The 20,633-nt window shown below is 57.8% G+C and carries 16 protein-coding genes; 7 read left to right on the top strand and 9 right to left on the bottom strand.

The features are described 5' to 3' along the window. Nucleotides 1-9: 9 nt before the first annotated feature. The 3 genes from hcp to aqpZ all read right to left on the bottom strand — a co-directional run bounded on the left by hcp (nucleotide 10) and on the right by aqpZ (nucleotide 3,515). Nucleotides 10-1,662, bottom strand: a complete 1,653-nt coding sequence (gene hcp / locus ABLU73_RS12430) for a hydroxylamine reductase (protein WP_004201352.1) — start codon at nucleotides 1,660-1,662, stop codon at nucleotides 10-12. A gap of 143 nt (nucleotides 1,663-1,805) precedes the next feature. Continuing rightward, nucleotides 1,806-2,705: a lysine exporter LysO family protein gene (locus ABLU73_RS12425; protein ID WP_264923454.1), complete on the bottom strand. Its 900-nt coding sequence runs from the start codon at nucleotides 2,703-2,705 to the stop codon at nucleotides 1,806-1,808. 114 nt (nucleotides 2,706-2,819) lie between these two features. After that, a complete protein-coding gene (aqpZ, locus tag ABLU73_RS12420; RefSeq protein ID WP_004201355.1) occupies nucleotides 2,820-3,515 on the bottom strand; it encodes an aquaporin Z in 696 nt (231 codons plus the stop codon). Between the two features lie 419 nt (nucleotides 3,516-3,934). Between aqpZ and ABLU73_RS12415 the strand changes: the two genes are divergently transcribed. The 3 genes from ABLU73_RS12415 (at nucleotide 3,935) to macB (ending at nucleotide 8,792) form a co-directional block, all read left to right on the top strand. Further along, nucleotides 3,935-5,593 carry an ATP-dependent endonuclease gene (locus tag ABLU73_RS12415; RefSeq protein ID WP_348850232.1) on the top strand — a complete coding sequence of 553 codons (1,659 nt, stop codon included), beginning with the start codon at nucleotides 3,935-3,937 and terminating at the stop codon, nucleotides 5,591-5,593. A gap of 146 nt (nucleotides 5,594-5,739) precedes the next feature. After that, nucleotides 5,740-6,855, top strand: coding sequence for a macrolide transporter subunit MacA (gene macA, locus ABLU73_RS12410; protein ID WP_004201357.1), 1,116 nt, complete (start codon nucleotides 5,740-5,742; stop codon nucleotides 6,853-6,855). Continuing rightward, nucleotides 6,852-8,792, top strand: a complete 1,941-nt coding sequence (macB, locus tag ABLU73_RS12405) for a macrolide ABC transporter ATP-binding protein/permease MacB (RefSeq protein ID WP_080837446.1) — start codon at nucleotides 6,852-6,854, stop codon at nucleotides 8,790-8,792. The genes macA and macB overlap by 4 nt, the downstream gene beginning before the upstream one ends. A 76-nt stretch (nucleotides 8,793-8,868) precedes the next feature. Here macB and cspD read toward each other — a convergent pair whose 3' ends face one another. Continuing rightward, the gene (cspD, locus tag ABLU73_RS12400) at nucleotides 8,869-9,090 is read right to left on the bottom strand and encodes a cold shock-like protein CspD (protein ID WP_002896516.1); all 222 of its coding nucleotides are present in this window, start codon (nucleotides 9,088-9,090) and stop codon (nucleotides 8,869-8,871) included. Between the two features lie 325 nt (nucleotides 9,091-9,415). Here cspD and clpS point away from each other — a divergent pair, with 325 nt between their 5' ends. Both clpS and clpA read left to right on the top strand, forming a co-directional pair. Beyond that, nucleotides 9,416-9,733, top strand: a complete 318-nt coding sequence (gene clpS / locus ABLU73_RS12395; protein WP_002896520.1) for an ATP-dependent Clp protease adapter ClpS — start codon at nucleotides 9,416-9,418, stop codon at nucleotides 9,731-9,733. A gap of 30 nt (nucleotides 9,734-9,763) precedes the next feature. After that, nucleotides 9,764-12,043: an ATP-dependent Clp protease ATP-binding subunit ClpA gene (gene clpA, locus ABLU73_RS12390; protein WP_004201360.1), complete on the top strand. Its 2,280-nt coding sequence runs from the start codon at nucleotides 9,764-9,766 to the stop codon at nucleotides 12,041-12,043. Between the two features lie 123 nt (nucleotides 12,044-12,166). Here clpA and infA read toward each other — a convergent pair whose 3' ends face one another. The 5 genes from infA to trxB form a co-directional block, all read right to left on the bottom strand. Further along, complete coding sequence (gene infA / locus ABLU73_RS12385) at nucleotides 12,167-12,385, bottom strand: translation initiation factor IF-1 (protein WP_001040187.1); 219 nt, start codon at nucleotides 12,383-12,385, stop codon at nucleotides 12,167-12,169. Between the two features lie 350 nt (nucleotides 12,386-12,735). Then, nucleotides 12,736-13,440: a leucyl/phenylalanyl-tRNA--protein transferase gene (gene aat, locus ABLU73_RS12380; protein ID WP_017899435.1), complete on the bottom strand. Its 705-nt coding sequence runs from the start codon at nucleotides 13,438-13,440 to the stop codon at nucleotides 12,736-12,738. Nucleotides 13,441-13,479: 39 nt separating this feature from the next. Further along, nucleotides 13,480-15,201 carry a cysteine/glutathione ABC transporter ATP-binding protein/permease CydC gene (cydC, locus tag ABLU73_RS12375; protein WP_094311331.1) on the bottom strand — a complete coding sequence of 574 codons (1,722 nt, stop codon included), beginning with the start codon at nucleotides 15,199-15,201 and terminating at the stop codon, nucleotides 13,480-13,482. Beyond that, nucleotides 15,202-16,968 carry a cysteine/glutathione ABC transporter permease/ATP-binding protein CydD gene (gene cydD / locus ABLU73_RS12370; protein ID WP_004201364.1) on the bottom strand — a complete coding sequence of 589 codons (1,767 nt, stop codon included), beginning with the start codon at nucleotides 16,966-16,968 and terminating at the stop codon, nucleotides 15,202-15,204. 114 nt (nucleotides 16,969-17,082) lie between these two features. Then, a complete protein-coding gene (gene trxB / locus ABLU73_RS12365) occupies nucleotides 17,083-18,051 on the bottom strand; it encodes a thioredoxin-disulfide reductase (protein ID WP_004201366.1) in 969 nt (322 codons plus the stop codon). A gap of 532 nt (nucleotides 18,052-18,583) precedes the next feature. Between trxB and lrp the strand changes: the two genes are divergently transcribed. Together lrp and ABLU73_RS12355 are read left to right on the top strand one after the other, a co-directional pair. Then, nucleotides 18,584-19,078: a leucine-responsive transcriptional regulator Lrp gene (gene lrp / locus ABLU73_RS12360; protein WP_000228469.1), complete on the top strand. Its 495-nt coding sequence runs from the start codon at nucleotides 18,584-18,586 to the stop codon at nucleotides 19,076-19,078. A gap of 135 nt (nucleotides 19,079-19,213) precedes the next feature. After that, the coding region (locus ABLU73_RS12355) for a DNA translocase FtsK 4TM domain-containing protein (RefSeq protein WP_348850230.1) at nucleotides 19,214-20,633 on the top strand (1,420 nt) is incomplete at its 3' end.

Below are 20,633 nucleotides of genomic sequence, written 5' to 3'. Positions count from 1 at the left end.
AGGGACTCCTTACGCGCTCAGCAGCTGCTGCATATCTTGTTCCACGGTGGTCACGGAACGCAGACCAAACTTCTCATTGAGGACAGCCAGCAGATCCGGAGTGAAGAAGCCTGGCGCCGTCGGGCCGGTGACGATATTTTTCACGCCGAGAGACAGCAGCGTCAGCAGGATGACAATCGCTTTCTGTTCGAACCAGGAGAGCACCAGCGACAGCGGCAGATCGTTGACGCCGCAGCCCAGTTTTTCCGCCAGCGTGACCGCCAGAATAATCGCCGAATAGGCATCATTACACTGACCAGCGTCGACCAGACGTGGCAGGCCTTCGATATCGCCGAAATCCAGCTTGTTAAAGCGGTATTTACCGCAGGCCAGCGTCAGGATCAGGCAGTCATCCGGCACGCTGGTGGCAAAATCGGTGAAATAGTTACGTTCCCCGCGCGCGCCGTCACAGCCGCCGACGAGGAAGATATGGCGCAGTTTTTCACGGCTGACCAGATCGATCAGCGTATCCGCCGCGCCGAGCAGGGTCTGACGGCCAAAGCCGACGGTGATCAGATGCGGGATTTCGCTGTACGGGAAGCCCGCCATCTGCTGTGCCTGGGCAATGACCGGGGAGAAGTCTTCGCCTTCCAGGTGGTTCACGCCCGGCCAGCCGACGATGCTGCGAGTCCAGATGCGATCGTCGTAAGCGCCGACGGTGGGATCGATGATGCAGTTAGAGGTCATCACGATGGGGCCCGGGAAGCGGGCGAATTCCACCTGCTGGTTTTGCCAGCCGCTGCCGTAGTTGCCGATCAGATGTTTGAATTTACGCAGCTCCGGATAGCCGTGCGCCGGCAGCATTTCGCCGTGGGTATAGACATTGACGCCGGTGCCTTCCGTCTGCTCCAGCAGGTTGTAGAGATCTTTCAGGTCGTGGCCAGAGATCAGGATACATTTACCTGCGGTGGCTTTTACGTTGACCTGAGTCGGCGTTGGGTGGCCATATTTGGTGGTTTCGCCGGCGTCAAGGATGCTCATCACTTTGAAGTTCATCTGGCCGATTTCCATCGAACATTCGAGCAGCGCATTCATATCCGCAGGCCAGGTGCCCAGCCACGCCATGATCTTGTGGTACTGGGCATAAATGGCGTTGTCGTACTGGCCGAGCACGTGCGCGTGTTCCATATAAGCTGCCGCGCCTTTCAGGCCGTACAGGCACAGCAGGCGCAGGCCGAGGATATTCTCGCCGATAGCGGCTTTATCTTTATTCGGGGCATAGTCTGCCGCCTGACGCTGCAGGTCACCCAGATCGTCGCCGACCAGCTGCAGGTCGGCCACCGGGCTGTCAACTTTGGCGCTGGCATCAAGGTCCAGGCACTGCGCTTTCAGCGCCTCACGCATGGCAATCGCCTGACGGGCATAGCCGACGATGCGCGGAGAATCGAAATTGACGTTAGTTAGCGTAGAGAAGAAGGCGCGGGGGGCGAAGCTGTCGACCTCATGATCGATAATGCCATATTCGCGGGCCTTAAGCGCCCAGGCGGAGAGGCCTTGCAGTGACGCAATCAGCAGATCCTGTAGATCGGAGGTTTCCGCTGTTTTACCGCACATCCCCTGCGCGTAAGAGCAGCCGTTGCCGGCCGGGGTACGAATGGTTTGTTCACATTGCACACAAAACATGGTCACACCTTTAAAGTTATATTTGATATACATGTTTAAGGTTATGCCCGAGCGCGTGAGGAGAAAAGGTATTTCTGATGCAACTTAAAGGGAGATTGATTTAGCGCAAAATTGGCGGCAGGAAGTCTGCCGCCAGCGCCTACTCAGGCGGCAAAAAAGGCGATCAGGATCGGGACCAGCAGGCTCAGCAGAAAACCGTGTACGATGGCGGCAGGGACGATCTCCACGCCGCCGGAACGCTGCAGCACCGGTAAGGTGAAGTCCATGGAGGTGGCGCCGCACAGACCCAGCGCCGTGGAGCGGCTTCGGCGAATCAGGCCCGGAATTAACATGATGGCCAGCAGCTCGCGGCACAGGTCGTTAAAGAACGCCGCGCTGCCGATTACCGGGCCAAAGGATTCGGTCAGTAAAATACCGGAGAGTGAATACCAGCCGAAGCCGCTGGCCATCGCCAGACCGGTCTTTAGCGGCAAATCCAGAATAAAGGCGTTGAGGATGCCGCCGAGTAATGAACTGATCGTGACCACCACGGCGACGATCATTCCCCGGCGGTTAAGGACTATTTGTCGCAGACTCATTCCATTATTGCGTAATTGAATACCGACGAGGAACAGGAGAAAGATCAGCGTATATTCGCTGGCTTCGGTGGCGTGTTGTAAAAAAGGCAGGCCGGTCAGGCCAAGCAAAAAACCGAGGACCACCACCCCGCACAGCTGGAGTGATTCCAGGGCCATGGCCAGGCGCGAGGGTAATTTCTCCTGACGATGCAGACTGCACCAGGGCATTTTTCTTTCCAGCCACAGCAGAGCGGTAATATTACACAGTAAAATGATGACCACGCTCACCGCGGCGTAATGCAATATCGCCAGCAGATTGCTGGCCAGATTGTCGAGAAACGCCAGGCTGATACCCATAAAAAAGAGGATCACATAGACAATCCAGCTCAGCATCCGGTGAATCAGTTTTAGCGCAGAGGAGTGACGAAGAGGCAGTAAATAGCCGACGACCAGCGGCAACAGAATGATGAACAGTCCCGAGAACATGAACGATGCAGCCCTTGCATGATGAGAATAGCGCTCATGACACTACCCAAATAGCCGGGCCGAGTAAAGCTGTCGCCAGAAAGAAAAAGCCCGGAGACCCGGGCTTAGAAAGGATTAATCGCGTTTTTCCAGCAGAGTGCGGTACAGCACGCCGCCAAGGATCCCGCCGACGATCGGCATGACCCAGAACAGCCACAGCTGCTGCAGCGCCCAACCGCCCTGGAAAATCGCCACCGCGGTGCTGCGCGCCGGGTTGACGGAAGTGTTGGTGACCGGAATGCTGATTAAATGGATGAGAGTCAGCGCCAGGCCGATAGCGATCGGCGCGAAGCCCGCCGGCGCGTGTTTGTCGGTCGCGCCATGGATAACCAGCAGGAAGCCGCAGGTCAGTACGATTTCAATAACGATAGCCGACAGCATAGAGAAGCCGCCCGGGGAGTGTTCGCCATAGCCGTTTGAGGCAAAGCCGCTGGCGGCGGCATCAAAGCCGGCTTTACCGCTGGCCACCACGTACAGCACCGCGGCGGCAATAATTCCGCCGACCACCTGGGCGATAATATAGCCAATGACCTCTTTCGCCGGGAAACGACCACCGGCCCACAGGCCTAAGGTTACCGCCGGGTTGAAATGACCGCCGGAAATATGGCCAACCGCATACGCCATGGTTAATACGGTTAAACCAAATGCCAGCGCCACGCCGGCAAAACCGATACCCAACTCGGGAAATGCTGCGGCAAGTACGGCGCTACCGCAGCCGCCAAATACAAGCCAGAAGGTGCCGAAGCATTCGGCTGCTAATTTTCTGAACATAACCACCTCAATTTAAATGTATACGCGCACGAGCGGACCGTGCCGGTCTTTATTTATCGTGATAAGGGACGACGATAAAAATAAAGCGGCGTTATTCTAGAGATAATCGCCATCCCAGAGCCAGTTAAATATATTGATATTATTTGATTTAGGGCAAGGTGAAGGGATTGCGTTTGCCAGTTTAACTCTTCCTATATCCATCCAAGATTATCAATAGTGTAGAACATAACGTCTGAAATAAAACTATTTTGTTTGATGAATAATCAATAGCCGTTAATAGACGATAAGTGCGTAATTTTATGAATATATTTAATCTCCCGAATAGGATGCGCAGAGGTGATTAAGCGGAGTGTCATCTTGCCGCCGCCCTCGCTATACTGTTGATTACTGAAGGAGAGTGGTGGTGTAGCGGAGGGGATATGCTTCTTGAGCGCGTAGAAATCGTCGGTTTTCGCGGTATCAATCGTCTGTCGTTGATGCTGGAGCAAAATAACGTCCTGATCGGGGAGAACGCGTGGGGGAAGTCCAGTCTGCTTGATGCGCTGACCCTGCTTTTGTCGCCAGAGTTCGATCTTTATCACTTTGTCCGCGATGACTTCTGGTTCCCCGCGGGCGACATCCAGGGGCGCGAGCACCATTTGCATATTATTCTGACCTTTCGTGAAACCGAGCCGGGGCGCCATCGGGTGCGGCGTTTCCGTCCGCTTCAGCGCTGTTGGGTGCCCTGTGATGATGGCTATCACCGGGTGTTCTACCGCCTGGAAGGCGAACTCGCCGATGACGACAGCGTGATGACCCTGCGCAGTTTTATCGATGGCGAAGGCGAAGCGCTGGTGCTGGAGGATATCGATGAGCTGGCCAGACACCTGGTGCGTTTGATGCCGGTGCTGCGCCTGCGCGACGCGCGCTTTATGCGGCGCATTCATAACGGAACGGTACCGCACTCGCCGCAGATTGAGATCACCGCCCGCCAGCTGGATTTTCTCTCCAGAGAGCTGGTCAGCCACCCGCAAAATTTATCCGACGGACAGATCCGTCAGGGGTTGTCGGCCATGGTGCAGCTGCTGGAGCATTACTTTGCCGAGCAAAGCAGCGCCCAGACGCGACATCGCCTGATGCGTCGACGTTCCCATGATGAGCAGCGTAGCTGGCGTTACCTGGATATTATCAACCGCATGATCGACAAGCCCGGCGGGCGCAGCCATCGGGTGATCCTGCTGGGGCTATTTGCTACCCTGCTGCAGGCGAAAGGGACGGTGCGCCTCGATCGCGACGCGCGGCCGCTGCTGTTGATTGAGGATCCCGAGACCCGCCTGCACCCGATCATGCTCTCCGTCGCCTGGCATCTGCTGAATTTGCTGCCGTTGCAGCGTGTGACCACCACCAACTCCGGAGAGCTGCTGTCCCTGACGCCGGTGGAGCAGGTTTGTCGGCTGGTGCGTGAATCGTCGCGGGTGTCGGCATGGCGGCTGGGGCCGGGCGGAATGAATGCCGAAGAGAGTCGACGCATTGCCTTTCACATCCGCTTCAATCGCGCCTCATCGCTCTTCGCCCGCTGTTGGCTGCTGGTGGAGGGGGAGACGGAAACCTGGGTTATCAACGAGCTGGCCCGCCAGTGCGGCCATCATTTTGATGCTGAAGGGGTGAAAGTGATTGAATTCGCCCAGTCGGGCCTGAAGCCATTGATCAAATTCGCCCGCCGGATGGGGATCCAGTGGCACGTGCTGGTGGATGGCGATGAGGCAGGAAAAAAATATGCCGCGACCGTAAGCGGTCTGCTGAATAACGATCGCGAGCTGGAGCGCGACCATCTGACCGCTCTGCCGGCGCTGGATATGGAACACTTTATGTATCGTCAGGGATTTGATGACGTTTACCACCGGGTGGCGCAGATCCCGGATAATGTGCCCATGAATATGCGGCGGGTGATCACCAAGGCCATCCATCGCTCGTCCAAGCCGGACCTGGCGATTGAGGTGGCAATGGAAGCCGGCCGCCGTGGGGTGGACGCTGTGCCGACGCTGCTGAAAAAAATGTTCTCGCGGGTACTGTGGCTGGCCCGCGGTCGCGCTGATTAATCTCTTCGCCGTCGGGAATTTCGGCGGCGCAAAGCTCTCCGGCAGCTAAACAAAACATCATTGGCGCGAAAAATGGGTGTCCTGTTGCCGACGGGTTTCGATAGAATCACCGCCTGGAGCGGCAGGGAAACAGCAGGAATCGGAATATGAAAGTGAAGGGAAAACGCAGGACCGTCTGGTGGCTGTTGGCGATCGTTGTGCTGGGTCTGGCTGTCTGGGGATGGCGGATTCTCAATGCGCCGCTACCGCACTACCAGACGCTGGTGGTGCGCAAAGGCGATCTCCAGCAGAGCGTGCTGGCCACCGGCAAGCTGGATGCCCTGCGAAAAGTTGACGTCGGCGCCCAGGTCAGCGGACAGCTGAAGACGCTGCACGTGAATATCGGCGATAAGGTCAAAAAGGACCAACTGCTGGGGGTTATCGATCCTGAGCAGGCGCAAAACCAGATCAAAGAGGTGGAGGCGACGTTGATGGAGCTGCGCGCCCAGCTCAATCAGGCGCGCGCGGAGAGTAAGCTGGCGCAGGTGACCCTGGCCCGTCAGCAGCAGCTGGCGCAGCGCCAGCTGGTCTCGCGACAAGACCTCGATACCGCGGCCACCGACCTGGCGGTGAAACAGGCGCAAATCGGCACCATTGAAGCGCAAATTAAGCGCAACCAGGCAACGCTCGACACGGCGAAGACCAACCTCGACTACACGCGGATCCTGGCGCCGATGGCTGGTGAAGTGACGCAAATTACTACCCTGCAGGGACAGACGGTGATCGCTGCCCAGCAGGCGCCGAACATTCTGACCCTGGCGGACCTCAGCACCATGCTGGTGAAAGCGCAGGTCTCCGAAGCGGATGTCATCCACCTCAGACCGGGACAAAAGGCGTGGTTTACCGTGCTGGGCGACCCGCTAACTCGCTATGAAGGCAAGCTGAAGGACATTCTGCCGACGCCGGAAAAAGTCAACGACGCCATCTTCTATTATGCCCGCTTCGAGGTCCCGAACCCGCAGGGAATTCTGCGCCTCGACATGACCGCGCAGGTGCATATCCAACTGGCCGAGGTGAAGAACGTGATCACCATCCCGCTGAGCGCCCTGGGTGATGCGGTCGGTGATAACCGCTACCACGTCCGGCTGTTGCGTACCGGCGAGGTCAAAGAGCGTGAGATTGTCATTGGCGCGCGCAATGATACCGACGTCGCGGTGGTGCAGGGACTTGAAGAGGGGGATGAGGTGATCGTCGGCGAGAGCGCGAGCGGGGCGGCAAAATGACGGCCCTGCTCGAGCTGCGTGATATTCGTCGCAGCTATCCTTCCGGCGACGGCAGCGTTGAGGTCCTCAAGGGGATCACCCTCAGTATCCATGCCGGGGAGATGGTGGCGATCGTGGGCGCCTCCGGCTCGGGAAAATCGACGCTGATGAATATCCTTGGCTGCCTCGACAAACCCACCAGCGGCACCTATCGGGTGGCGGGAACCGATATCGCGCAGCTGGATGGCGATGCGCTGGCCCGTCTGCGGCGGGAACACTTTGGCTTTATCTTTCAACGCTACCATCTGCTGTCCCATCTGACCGCCGCGCAGAACGTCGAAGTGCCGGCGGTGTATGCCGGCAGTGAACGGCGGGCGCGCCTGGCGCGCGCGCATGAGCTGCTGGCGCGCCTGGGGCTTGGCGATCGCGCCGACTATCAGCCGTCGCAGCTGTCCGGCGGCCAACAGCAGCGGGTCAGTATCGCCCGCGCCCTGATGAATGGTGGGGAAGTGATCCTCGCCGATGAGCCCACCGGCGCGCTGGACAGCCATTCCGGCGAAGAGGTGATGGCGATCCTGCATCAGCTGAAAGCGCAGGGCCATACGGTTATCATCGTCACTCACGATCCGCAGGTTGCCGCTCAGGCGGAGCGGATCGTCGAGATCCGCGATGGCGAAATCGTCCGCAACCCGCCCGCCAGCCGCCAGGGCGGCGGGCTGCGCGCCCGTCAGCAGGGGGAGCCCTCGGCGTGGCGTCAGTTTACCAGCGGCTTTCGCGAGGCGCTGGTCATGGCCTGGCGGGCGATGGCGGCGAATAAAATGCGCACCCTGCTGACCATGCTCGGCATTATTATCGGGATTGCTTCGGTGGTGTCGATCGTCGTGGTGGGCGATGCCGCCAAACAAATGGTGCTGGCGGATATTCGCGCCATCGGCACCAATACCATTGACGTCTACCCTGGCAAGGATTTTGGCGATGACGACCCGCGCTATCAACAGGCGCTGAAGTATGACGACTTGCTGGCGATCCAGAAACAGCCGTGGGTGCGTTCCGCTACGCCGGCGGTGTCAAAAAGCCTGCGCCTGCGCGCCAACAATATTGACGTTGCCGCCAGCGCGGAAGGGGTCGGGCCGCAGTACTTTAATGTTTACGGCATGACCTTCAGCGAGGGCAATACCTTTAATGAACTGCAGCTCAACAGCCGGGCTCAGGTGGTGGTGCTCGACAGCAATACCCGTCGCCAGCTGTTTCCCAATAAAGCGAAAGTGGTGGGCGAGGTGATCCTGGTGGGTAATATGCCGGCCACGGTGATTGGCGTTGCGGATGAAAAGCAGTCGATGTTCGGCAGCAGTAAAATTCTCCGCGTCTGGTTGCCTTACACCACCATGGCGGGAAGAGTGATGGGCCAGTCGTGGCTGAACTCGATCACCGTCCGGGTTCATGAAGGCTATGACAGTGACACTGCTGAAAAACAGCTGCTGCGTTTGCTGGAGCTGCGGCATGGTAAAAAAGATGTCTTCACCTGGAATATGGACAGCATCTTGAAAACCGCCGAAAGGACCACACATACCTTACAGCTGTTCCTGACACTGGTGGCGGTGATCGCCCTGGTGGTCGGCGGGATTGGGGTGATGAATATTATGCTGGTGTCGGTGACCGAACGGACGCGGGAGATCGGCATCCGCATGGCGGTTGGCGCGCGGGCCAGCGATGTGCTGCAGCAGTTTCTCATCGAGGCGGTGCTGGTTTGCCTGGTCGGCGGCGCGCTGGGGGTAACGTTGTCGCTGATGATCGCGTTTATTCTTCAGCTGTTTCTCCCGGGCTGGGAGATCGGTTTTTCGCCGCTGGCGCTGGTGACGGCGTTTCTCTGTTCGACGTTAACCGGGGTGCTGTTTGGCTGGCTGCCGGCGCGCAATGCGGCGCGGCTCGATCCGGTGGATGCCCTGGCGCGGGAGTAGTCGGGATGAGAAATAAAAATGCCAGTCAGAAGGACTGGCATTTTATTAGCAGGATGTACACAATGAAGCAAAAGAGTTATGCAGCCGTTTCCGCTTCCACAGGGACGATCACGCTGGCGTGGTTGCCTTTTGGCCCCTGGTGAACATCAAACCGAACGGCTTGTCCGGCTTTTAGCGTTCTGTAACCATCCATCTGGATGGTGGAGTAATGGGCGAAAATGTCTTCGCCGCCGCCCTCAGGGCAGATAAAACCGAACCCTTTGGCATTGTTGAACCACTTAACAGTACCCATTTCCATACTTCGACATCCTTCGTAAATCTTTATTAGTAAGATGGAATGAACCGGTGGTGGAGTGACGAGTTGTTCAATTGCTCGCCAACTCTCGCCACTACAATTTAGAGAAATACGAAAACGCGTCAAGCGATTGAGGAGGGGGAACGGCGAAAAATGCGTCAAAATTTGAAGCAGTTAACGCTATTGCCGGGGAATGTGACAGCCGTCGCGGATAGAAGCGATAGATGATAGTTATCTATGATCTGTTGTAGATTTGTGATGAGCATAACCTCTGGTCATCGACAGGCCTCCGCCTGTTGGCAACAGCAACCGATGATGAACACTGACGATGAGTAAGAGAGATTGGCTGGACTTCGAGCACCTGGTTGACGACGAAGTTCGTGATGCGATTAAACCGCCATCTATGTATAAAGTGATATTGGTCAATGATGACTACACTCCAATGGAGTTTGTTATTGACGTGTTACAAAAATTCTTTTCTTATGATGTTGAACGTGCAACGCAACTGATGCTCACGGTTCACTATGAAGGTAAGGCGATTTGTGGCGTGTTTACCGCGGAAGTGGCGGAGACCAAAGTCGCTATGGTGAATCAGTACGCGAGGGAGAACGAGCATCCATTGCTGTGTACGCTGGAAAAAGCCTGAATTCAGGCATGAAAATTGGGGGAGGTGCCTATGCTCAATCAAGAACTGGAACTCAGTTTAAATATGGCTTTCGCCAGAGCGCGCGAGCACCGTCATGAGTTTATGACCGTCGAGCACTTGCTGCTGGCTCTGCTAAGCAACCCCTCGGCCCGTGAGGCCCTGGAAGCGTGTTCAGTGGACCTGGTGGCATTGCGTCAGGAACTTGAAGCCTTCATCGAACAAACCACACCCGTCCTGCCAGCCACGGAAGAAGAGCGCGACACCCAGCCGACGCTGAGCTTCCAGCGTGTGCTGCAGCGCGCCGTTTTCCACGTGCAATCTTCTGGCCGCAGCGAAGTGACCGGCGCCAACGTGCTGGTGGCCATTTTCAGCGAGCAGGAGTCGCAGGCCGCCTACCTGCTGCGTAAACATGAAGTGAGCCGACTCGATGTGGTGAACTTCATTTCTCATGGTACACGCAAAGATGAGCCGAGCCAGTCTTCCGATAACAGCGGAAGCCAGCCTGGCAATGAAGAGCAAGCCGGCGGGGAGGAACGTATGGAAAACTTCACCACCAACCTCAATCAGCTTGCTCGCGTTGGCGGCATCGATCCCCTGATCGGCCGTGAAAAAGAGCTGGAGCGTGCCATTCAGGTGCTGTGCCGTCGGCGTAAAAATAACCCGCTGCTGGTGGGGGAATCCGGCGTCGGTAAAACCGCCATCGCCGAAGGCCTTGCCTGGCGTATTGTGCAGGGCGATGTGCCGGAAGTCATGGCTGACTGCACCATCTACTCGCTTGATATTGGTTCTCTGCTGGCCGGGACGAAATACCGTGGCGATTTTGAAAAACGCTTTAAAGCGTTGTTGAAACAGCTGGAGCAGGATACCAACAGCATCCTGTTCATTGATGAGATCCACACCATCATCGGTGCGGGAGCGGCGTCTGGCGGCCAGGTCGATGCGGCTAACCTGATCAAACCGCTGCTTTCCAGCGGCAAGATCCGGGTGATTGGCTCCACCACTTACCAGGAGTTCAGCAACATCTTTGAAAAAGATCGTGCGCTGGCCCGCCGTTTCCAGAAAATCGATATTACCGAACCGTCGGTGGAAGAGACCGTCCAGATTATCAACGGCCTGAAGCCGAAGTACGAAGCGCACCACGATGTGCGTTATACCGCCAAGGCGGTGCGTGCGGCGGTTGAGCTGGCGGTGAAATACATTAACGATCGCCATCTACCGGATAAGGCGATTGACGTAATTGACGAGGCGGGGGCGCGGGCGCGCTTAATGCCGGTCAGCAAGCGTAAGAAAACGGTCAATGTGGCGGATATCGAGTCCGTGGTGGCGCGCATTGCGCGGATCCCTGAGAAGAGCGTCTCCCGCAGCGATCGCGATACGCTGAAAAACCTTGGCGATCGACTGAAAATGCTGGTCTTTGGTCAGGATAAGGCCATCGAGGCGCTGACGGAAGCCATCAAGATGGCGCGCGCCGGGCTGGGCCATGAGCACAAGCCGGTGGGTTCATTCCTGTTCGCCGGGCCGACCGGGGTGGGGAAAACCGAAGTGACCGTGCAGCTGGCGAAGGCGCTGGGTATTGAGCTGCTGCGTTTTGATATGTCCGAATATATGGAACGTCATACCGTCAGTCGTTTAATCGGGGCGCCTCCGGGCTACGTCGGCTTCGACCAGGGCGGGCTGCTGACCGATGCGGTGATTAAACATCCGCATGCGGTGCTGCTGCTCGATGAGATCGAAAAAGCGCATCCGGACGTGTTCAACCTGCTGCTGCAGGTGATGGACAACGGCACGCTGACCGATAACAACGGACGTAAAGCGGACTTCCGCAACGTGGTGCTGGTGATGACCACCAACGCCGGGGTGCGGGAAACCGAGCGTAAATCGATTGGCCTTATCCAGCAGGACAACAGTCCGGACGCAATGGATGAGATCAAGAAGATCTTTACGCCGGAGTTCCGTAACCGTCTCGACAACATCATCTGGTTCGATCACCTCTCCACCACGGTGATCCATCAGGTTGTCGACAAGTTTATCGTCGAGCTGCAGGTTCAGCTGGATCAGAAAGGCGTCTCCCTGGAAGTCAGCCAGGAAGCGCGCGACTGGCTGGCGGAAAAAGGCTACGACCGGGCAATGGGGGCACGTCCAATGGGACGCGTCATTCAGGACAACCTGAAAAAACCGCTGGCGAACGAGCTGCTGTTTGGCTCGCTGGTCGACGGCGGGCAGGTGACGGTCTCTCTGGACAGCGCGAAAAATACGCTGACCTACGACTTCCAGAGCGCGCCGAAGCACAAACCGGAAGCCGCCCATTAAGGCGATATCTTCAATGTAAAAAACCGGCCAGGGGCCGGTTTTTTTTTGCCAACTGGCGGTAGAAATGAAAAGACCGGGAATTATCCCGGCCTTCAGCATCTGACGCCTTAAGGGCGAAAACAATCAGCGACTACGGAAGACAATGCGGCCTTTGCTCAGGTCGTACGGGGTCAGCTCAACAGTCACTTTGTCGCCCGTCAGAATGCGGATGTAGTTTTTACGCATTTTACCGGAGATATGCGCGGTTACCACGTGACCGTTTTCCAGTTCTACGCGGAACATAGTGTTAGGCAACGTTTCAAGTACGGTGCCCTGCATTTCAATATTGTCTTCTTTGGCCATCTAGTCCTCTGGGGTATCACTACCGTAGTTTTGAACCGGCAAGATAATGCCGAAGTTCATCATGTAAGTAAAGTTTTACGTGTCTACCCTGAATCATTCACCTTGCCGCAAGGCGCGCAGTCAGCACGCCGGCAATGGAAATATGACGGGTATGAATCGCCGAAGTAGTTTTGGCGCATTGCCCGGGACACACACGGCCATGCCGCGTGACAGGCGCAAACGTAAAGGGGAGTGACAGAACGATGGGCGTTATCTGACTCTTATTATTCCCAAACGGCGGCGGGGCAACAGGCAGAAGCTACTCTACCGCGCAATTATACCATCCTGACGCAAAATGTGCTGAAAACATTTTATTGTCCGCCCGGAAATAGCACCCGCGGTACCCAAAATCGCTCGGGCAGACGGTAGCCGCGTAATACTGACAGATAGTCCAGATAATCGCGGCGGGGAATATCCACCGCGCCTAATGATGCGGTATGGTTGTTCAGCACCTGACAGTCAATTAATTTACCGCCGCTCTGCGCAAAGTCCTGGCAAAATACCAGCAGCGCGGTTTTGGAGGCATTTTCCGCCCGGCTGAACATCGACTCGCCGCAAAACAGCGCCCCCTGTGCCACGCCGTACATTCCCCCCACCAGAGTATTCTCCTGCCAGACTTCAATGGAGTGGGCATGCCCCAGCTCATGCAGCTGGTGGTAGGCGCGAACGATGCTGCTGGTTATCCAGGTGCCTTCGTCACGATCGCTGGCGCAGCCCTCAATCACCTCGCCAAAGGCGTGGTTGAGCGTGACGCGGTAGGGCGAACGCTGATGAAAGCGCTTCATGCTGCGGCTGAGATGGAACTGTTCCGGCCAGAGCACCGCGCGGGGATCGGGCGACCACCAGAGGATCGGGTCGCCGGGGGAAAACCAGGGAAAAATACCACGCTGATAGGCCATCAGCAGGCGCGCGGGGCTCAGATCGCCGCCGAGCGCCAGCAGGCCGTTAGGTTCACGCAGGGCGCCTTCCGGAGAAGGGAAGGCGATAGAATGCCGGGAGAGCTGAACCAGACGCATTTTAACCTCAATACGCATCAGCAAAAATTAGATAATAGCCTACAGACGCTGTTTAAACTGGAAGTACCGGCCCTGTTTAGCGAGCAGCTCCGCGTGACTACCTTGCTCAATTATCTGGCCGTTGTCCATGACTATTATCTGATTAAAACGCGCCAGGCCTCGCAGGCGGTGGGTGACCATCAGCACGGTTTTCTCGCGTAAGACTTCCGCCAGCAGATGCAGGATCTGGCTTTCGGTGGCCGCATCCAGACCTTCTGTCGGTTCGTCCAGCAGCATCAGCGGCGCATCGTGGAGCAGCGCGCGGGCAATGGCCAGCCGGCGCAGTTCGCCGCCGGAAAGCTGGCGTCCGCCTTCGCCCAGCCAGCCGTTGAGTCCGCCATCTTCCAGCAGTTTTTCCAGGCCTACCTTCTCAAGGGTGGCGCAGAGCAGAGTGTCATCAGCCTCAGGCGCCGCCAGCAGCAGGTTGTCGCGCAGGGTGGCGCTGAACAGGTGCACGCGCTGCGGTACCACGCTCATTGACTGCCGCAGGGTGGCTTCGCTGAGCCCGGACAGCGGCTGATCGTTGAGCAATATTTCACCCTGTGTCGGATCCCATGCGCGGGTGAGTAACTGCAACAGCGTCGACTTTCCGCAGCCGGTTCGGCCAAGAATAGCAATATGTTCCCCGGCGGCAATCTGCAGGGAGATGTTCTCCAGAGCGGGGGAGGGCTGCTGCGGGTAGCGGAAGGTGACCTGCCTGAAAGCTAAGGCCACCTGCGCAGGCCTGCTGGCCTCGCCCTCGACGAAGGAGACTTCCGGCTGCTGGTCAGTGATCTGCGAGATCCGCAGCGCGGAGGCGATCACCTGACCTAAATGCTGGAAAGCGCCGGTGACGGGCGCCAGGGCTTCGAAAGCCGCCAGGGCGCAGAAGACGAACAGGGCGATCAGCGCCCCGGGCTGACTGTTGCCGCCGACGCCATCTGAGGCCAGCCAGAGCATGGCCACCACGGCGATACCGCCGATCAACAGCATCAGCGCCTGCGAAAGCGCGGTCAGCTCGGCCTGGCGACGCTGCGCCTCCTGCCAACTGAGCTCGGTCTTTTCCATTTGCGCGCGATAGCGGTCGCTGGCGTTAAACACCATCAGCTCCGCCTGGCCCTGCAGCCAGGCGGTAAGCTGTTGCCGATACTGGCCGCGCAGCTGGGTCATACTCTCTCCGGCCGGTTTACCGGCGCGATAGAACAGCGGCGGCATAACCAGCAGGGTCACCAGCATGATACCGCCGAGCGTTAGCGCGAGGGTGACATCGAGCAGGCTTAATCCGCAGGTCACCACCACAATCACCACCAGCGCGCCGACCAGCGGCGAAATGACCCGCAGGTAGAGATGATCCAGGGTGTCGACGTCGGCTACCACGCGGTTGAGCAGTTCACCCTGGCGAAAGCGCGCCAGCCCCGCCGGAGAGAGGGGGAGTAGTTTGCTGAAGGTGAAGACGCGCAGGTGCTGTAGCACGCGGAAGGTGGCGTCGTGGCTGACCAGACGCTCGAAGTAGCGTCCGGCGGTCCGGATAATCGCTGCGCCGCGGACGCCCGCGGCGGGCAGCATATAGTTAAAACTGTAGATCCCGGCGACGCCCACCACCGCAGAGGCGGAGAGAAACCAGCCGGAGAGCGTCAGCAGGCCGATACTGGCCAGCAGGGTCACAATAGCCAGTACGATGCCGAGCAGCAGCATCCATTTGTGGCGTTTGTACAGTGCCAGATAGGGTAAGAGCGCGCGCATTTAAATCTCCTCCTGACGATGGGCCAGCAGCGCCGAGAAGACTCCGCCGGCGCGGGCCAGCGTGGCGTAGTCGCCTTGTTCGATAATCTGTCCGTCCTGCATAACCCAGACGGCATCCCAGTCCGCCAGTCCCTCAAGCTGATGGGTAACCAGCAGCGTGGTTTGCTGGGTCGAGGCGTGGGTCAATGCCTGCATGACCCGTTGTTCGCTATGGGCGTCGAGGCTGGCGGCGGGTTCATCCAGCAGCAGCAGGCGGCACGGCACCAACAGCGCGCGGGCGACCGCGATACGCTGCGCCTGGCCGACCGACAGACGGCCCGCCTGATCGCCCACGGCGGTATGGATCCCATCCGGCAGCAGAGCGATAAACTCGCTCACCCAGGCCTTGTCCAGCGCCAGTCGAAGCTGGGCATCGCTGGCTTCCGGCCACGCCAGCAGCACATTTTCCCGCAGCGTGGCGGCAGGAAGCTGGGGATTCTGCCCCACCCAACTTAACAGGCGACGCCAGCGATCGGCGTCCAGCTCTCGCAGCTCTGCGCCGTTGACCTTCAGCGAACCCTCATAGGGCAAAAAGCCGAGCAGGGTGTTCAGCAGTGAACTTTTCCCGGAGCCGCTCTGCCCCACCAGCACCACCCGCGCGCCTGCAGGCAGTGAAAAGTTAAGCGGCCCGGCGAGGACTTTCCCTTCGGGAGATTTAATCAGCAGGTCGCGCGCTTCCACGCCAATCAGATCATTATCATTTAAGGTTTTTTCGCCGCGCTCCAGCTGGGTCAATGGGGTTTCCATAAACGTTTTCAGGCTGTCTGCGGCGCCCACGGCCTGGGCTTTGGCATGGTAGAAGGTGCCCAGGTCACGTAACGGCTGGAAAAATTCCGGGGCGAGGATCAGCGTCAGGAAGCCCGCCATCAGCGTGACGCCCGCGCCATAGTGGCCGAAGTTCAGCTCGCCAAGGTATGAGAAGCCAAAATAAACCGCCACCAGCGCAATGGAGAGCGAGGTGAAAAATTCCAGTACCCCGGAGGAGAGGAACGCCAGGCGCAGGACTTCCATGGTGCGTTGGCGAAAATCCTGCGAGGCGTCGCGAATATTATCCGTTTCGGCCTGGCCGCGGTGAAAAATACGCAAGGTTTCCATGCCGCGCAGGCGGTCGAGGAAGTGGCCGCTGAGGCGGGCCAGCGCCTGGAAATTACGCCGGTTGGCATCGGCGGCGCCCATCCCAACCAGGGCCATGAAAAGCGGGATCAGCGGGGCGGTGCCGAGGAGGATCAACGCGGCGGCCCAGTTAATCGGGAAAATAGTGATAACGATCAGCAGCGGTACGCAGGCCGCCAGCGTCATTTGCGGCAGGTAGCGGGCATAATAATCGTGCATATCATCGATCTGCTCGAGGATAAGCGTTGCCCAACTGCCGGCCGGTTTGCCCTGGATCCACGCCGGGCCCGCCTGCTGGAGGCGGTCGAGCACCTGGCGGCGAATTTCATAGCGAATATGCTGCCCGGCCTGAAAGCCGACCCGTTCACGCAGCCAGACCACCCAGGCGCGCAGCACAAAGGTCAGCACCAGCAGGGTTAGCGGCAGCAGCAGGGCGGTCGCAGGAATATTCTCCATCACCATCCGATGCAGGATCCGCGCCAGGAACCAGGCCTGCGCCACGATCAGCAGACCGCTCGCCACGCCAAGGAGGCGGGAAATCATCAACCAGCGACGGGAGATAATGCTTTGCTGTTTTAACCAGCGGGTTAACTCTTGTTGACGGGTTTTATTCATTGCGCGCTTTGCAGGTGTCGTTATCGGAATATTGGGCACGGCAATGTTACATCGCGGCAAAAATAAAGGCGACTTTTCGTCGCCTTCTTTACCTTTGTTACTGACTTGTAAAGATTATTTGCAGGCGTCAGCCAGACCGTCGAGGTAACGTTCAGCGTCCAGCGCCGCCATGCAGCCGGTGCCGGCGGAGGTGATAGCCTGACGATAAATATGGTCCATGACATCGCCGGCGGCGAACACGCCCGGGATGCTGGTCTGGGTCGCATTGCCATGGATACCGGACTGCACTTTGATGTAGCCGTTCTCCAGCTCCAGCTGACCTTCAAAGATGGCGGTGTTCGGGCTGTGGCCGATGGCGACAAACAGACCGGCTACTTCCAGGGACTCGACGTTGTCGCTGTTTTTGGTATCGCGCAGACGCAGGCCGCTGACGCCCATCTGGTCGCCGGTCACCTCTTCGAGGGTGCGATCGGTATGCAGCACGATGTTGCCGCTTTCCACTTTGTCCATCAGGCGTTTGATGAGGATTTTTTCCGCACGGAAGGAATCGCGACGGTGGATGAGGTGTACCTCAGAGGCGATGTTTGACAGATACAGAGCCTCTTCAACCGCGGTGTTGCCGCCGCCGATCACCGCCACTTTCTGGTTGCGATAGAAGAATCCGTCACAGGTGGCGCAGGCGGAAACGCCGCGGCCCTTGAAGGCTTCTTCGGAAGGCAGGCCCAGGTAACGGGCGGAAGCGCCGGTGGCGATAATCAACGCGTCACAGGTGTATTCGCCGCTGTCGCCGGTCAGACGGAACGGCCGGTTTTGCAGATCGACGCGGCTGATATGGTCGAAAATAATCTCGGTTTCAAATTTCGTGGCATGCTCGTGCATGCGCTCCATCAGCAGCGGACCGGTCAAATCGTTCGGATCGCCTGGCCAGTTTTCCACTTCCGTCGTGGTGGTCAGCTGACCGCCTTTTTCCATCCCGGTGATCAGCACCGGCTGCAGGTTGGCGCGTGCGGCATAGACCGCCGCGGTGTATCCCGCAGGTCCAGAACCAAGGATAAGCAGTTTACTGTGTTTGGCTGTGCCCATGAGATCCCCATAATAATTGGCATACATTGGGCTGGGATTGTAGGGAATTTGTTGTCGTAAAAAAAGAGCGCAGCGATTTTGTTAACGATGTGTGCAATAGAAGCGGCCGATGAATTGGCGATTTTCCCGGCAAGGAATATAACTATTTCTACTGTTGGCGGGACAATTATAAGACGAAAAAATGAGAATCAACCAGGGTAGATGATGAATATCTGGCATCTTGTACTAAAAATCGATGTTTTGCTTTGACAATCCCCTGTGCTTTTGCGAAAACATTCAAGGAAGAAGAAAAGCAGTATTTGGCGTGCGGCGAATTTTCATGCACGCAAATGCCATTTTTATCCGGGTTAACGAAATCTACGCATGGTGTGGACAGACGCCATGCGTGATGTCGGTGACTGCCGTCAGGCAACGGGCTTCTCACGTACCCCTGGGTTACCCAATGTCGTACGGGTAATAACAGGATGGGCTCTGGCAGTGAAGGCACAGAGCCGGAACAGGAGTAGGGAAGGAATACAGAGAGACAATAATAATGGTAGATAGCAAGAAGCGCCCTGGCAAAGATCTCGACCGCATTGATCGTAACATCCTGAATGAATTGCAAAAAGATGGGCGAATTTCTAACGTCGAGCTTTCTAAACGGGTGGGACTTTCTCCGACGCCTTGCCTTGAGCGTGTGCGTCGTCTTGAAAGACAGGGTTTTATTCAGGGCTATACGGCGCTGCTCAACCCGCATTATCTGGATGCATCACTTCTGGTATTTGTTGAGATTACTCTGAATCGTGGCGCACCGGATGTGTTTGAGCAATTTAACGCCGCAGTGCAAAAACTTGAAGAAATTCAAGAGTGTCATCTGGTTTCCGGTGATTTCGACTATCTGTTGAAAACCCGCGTACCGGATATGTCAGCGTATCGTAAATTACTGGGCGAGACCTTGCTGCGCCTGCCGGGCGTTAACGACACCCGTACCTATGTGGTAATGGAAGAAGTCAAGCAAAGTAATCGTCTGGTTATTAAGACGCGCTAACACGGAACAGGTGCAAACTCGACGTAGTTTGATTACACTCCTGTTAATCCATACAGCAACAGTGCCGGGGAGACCCGGCGCTGTTGTCCGTTTTAGCAGCAGGCAGGAAACAGCCTGATACCTGGAGAGCCTTTCTTGAGCCAGGAATACACCGAAGACAAAGAAGTCAAACTTACCAAACTCAGCAGCGGGCGCCGACTCCTCGAGGCGATGCTCATCCTTTGCTCCCTCTTCGCCATCTGGCTGATGGCGGCATTACTGAGCTTTAACCCCTCGGACCCAAGCTGGTCGCAAACGGCATGGCATGAGCCTATCCATAATTTAGGCGGCGCCCCCGGCGCGTGGCTTGCCGATACCCTCTTTTTCATTTTTGGCGTCATGGCCTACACCATCCCGGTGATCATCATCGGCGGATGCTGGTTTGCCTGGCGGCATCAGGAAAATGACGAATATATTGATTATTTCGCCGTTTCGCTGCGCCTCATCGGTGCGTTAGCCCTGATCCTGACCTCCTGCGGTCTGGCGGCGATTAACGCCGATGATATCTGGTACTTCGCCTCTGGCGGGGTGATTGGCAGCCTGCTGAGCACCACCCTGCAACCGCTGCTGCACAGCAGCGGCGGCACCATCGCGCTGTTGTGCATCTGGGCGGCCGGCCTGACGCTGTTTACCGGCTGGTCGTGGGTCAGCATTGCGGAAAAACTGGGCGGCGGCATCCTGTCCGTACTCACCTTTGCCAGCAATCGTACCCGTCGGGATGATACCTGGGTCGATGAAGGCGAATACGAAGACGAAGAGGCGGCAACCCCCCAGGAGTCGCGTCGCGCCCGTATCTTGCGCAGCGCACTGGCGCGGCGTAAACGTCTCGCTGAGAAGTTTACCAACCCCATGGGGCGTAAAACCGACGCGGCGCTTTTCTCCGGCAAACGGATGGATGACGGGGAAGAGGCAGTGCAGTACAGCGCCAGCGGTGCGCCTGTTGCCGCCGACGATGTACTGTTTTCCGGCGCCAGCGCCGCGCGTCCCGCCGAGAATGATGTGTTGTTCTCCGGCGCCAGCGCCGCGCGCCCGGGCGATTACGACCCTTACGATCCGTTGCTGAACGGCCAGAGTATCGCTGAGCCGGTGGGCGCAGCGGCGGCGGCCACTGCCGCGCCGCAGCCGTGGGCCGAATCACCGGCTGGTCATCAGGGCGCTGCGCCGGTTTATCAGCCGGAAGCTGGTTACCCGCCGCAGCCCTACCAGCCAGAGCCGGCACCGTATCAGCAGCCTGCTTATGCTCCTCATGCCGGTCAGCCGGCACCGCAGGCGTATCAGCCTGAGCCAGTGCAGTATCAGCAGCCGGTTTACGATCCGTATGCCGGCCAGCCTGCGCCGCAGGGGTATCAACCCGAGCCTGCGCCGTATCAGCAGCCGGTTTACGATCCGTATGCCGGTCAGCCTGCGCCGCAGGGGTATCAACCCGAGCCTGTGCCGTATCAGCAGCCGGTTTACGATCCGCATGCCGGTCAGCCGGCACCGCAGGCGTATCAGCCTGAGCCAGTGCAGTATCAGC

The sequence above is a fragment of the Klebsiella sp. GG_Kp175 genome, assembly GCF_040062325.1.
Taxonomy (GTDB): domain Bacteria; phylum Pseudomonadota; class Gammaproteobacteria; order Enterobacterales; family Enterobacteriaceae; genus Klebsiella; species Klebsiella quasipneumoniae.
This window is presented reverse-complemented; position numbering and strand designations above follow the sequence as displayed.

Coding starts and splice junctions, on each gene's coding strand:
- ABLU73_RS12415 (WP_348850232.1), top strand. CDS start 3,935: ATGCTTCTTGAGCGCGTAGAAATCGTCGGTTTTCGCGGTATCAATCGT.
- cydC (WP_094311331.1), bottom strand. CDS start 15,201: ATGCGCGCGCTCTTACCCTATCTGGCACTGTACAAACGCCACAAATGG.
- lrp (WP_000228469.1), top strand. CDS start 18,584: ATGGTAGATAGCAAGAAGCGCCCTGGCAAAGATCTCGACCGCATTGAT.
- clpS (WP_002896520.1), top strand. CDS start 9,416: ATGAGTAAGAGAGATTGGCTGGACTTCGAGCACCTGGTTGACGACGAA.
- trxB (WP_004201366.1), bottom strand. CDS start 18,051: ATGGGCACAGCCAAACACAGTAAACTGCTTATCCTTGGTTCTGGACCT.
- cspD (WP_002896516.1), bottom strand. CDS start 9,090: ATGGAAATGGGTACTGTTAAGTGGTTCAACAATGCCAAAGGGTTCGGT.
- clpA (WP_004201360.1), top strand. CDS start 9,764: ATGCTCAATCAAGAACTGGAACTCAGTTTAAATATGGCTTTCGCCAGA.
- macA (WP_004201357.1), top strand. CDS start 5,740: ATGAAAGTGAAGGGAAAACGCAGGACCGTCTGGTGGCTGTTGGCGATC.
- ABLU73_RS12425 (WP_264923454.1), bottom strand. CDS start 2,705: ATGTTCTCGGGACTGTTCATCATTCTGTTGCCGCTGGTCGTCGGCTAT.
- aat (WP_017899435.1), bottom strand. CDS start 13,440: ATGCGTCTGGTTCAGCTCTCCCGGCATTCTATCGCCTTCCCTTCTCCG.
- hcp (WP_004201352.1), bottom strand. CDS start 1,662: ATGTTTTGTGTGCAATGTGAACAAACCATTCGTACCCCGGCCGGCAAC.
- aqpZ (WP_004201355.1), bottom strand. CDS start 3,515: ATGTTCAGAAAATTAGCAGCCGAATGCTTCGGCACCTTCTGGCTTGTA.
- infA (WP_001040187.1), bottom strand. CDS start 12,385: ATGGCCAAAGAAGACAATATTGAAATGCAGGGCACCGTACTTGAAACG.
- cydD (WP_004201364.1), bottom strand. CDS start 16,968: ATGAATAAAACCCGTCAACAAGAGTTAACCCGCTGGTTAAAACAGCAA.
- macB (WP_080837446.1), top strand. CDS start 6,852: ATGACGGCCCTGCTCGAGCTGCGTGATATTCGTCGCAGCTATCCTTCC.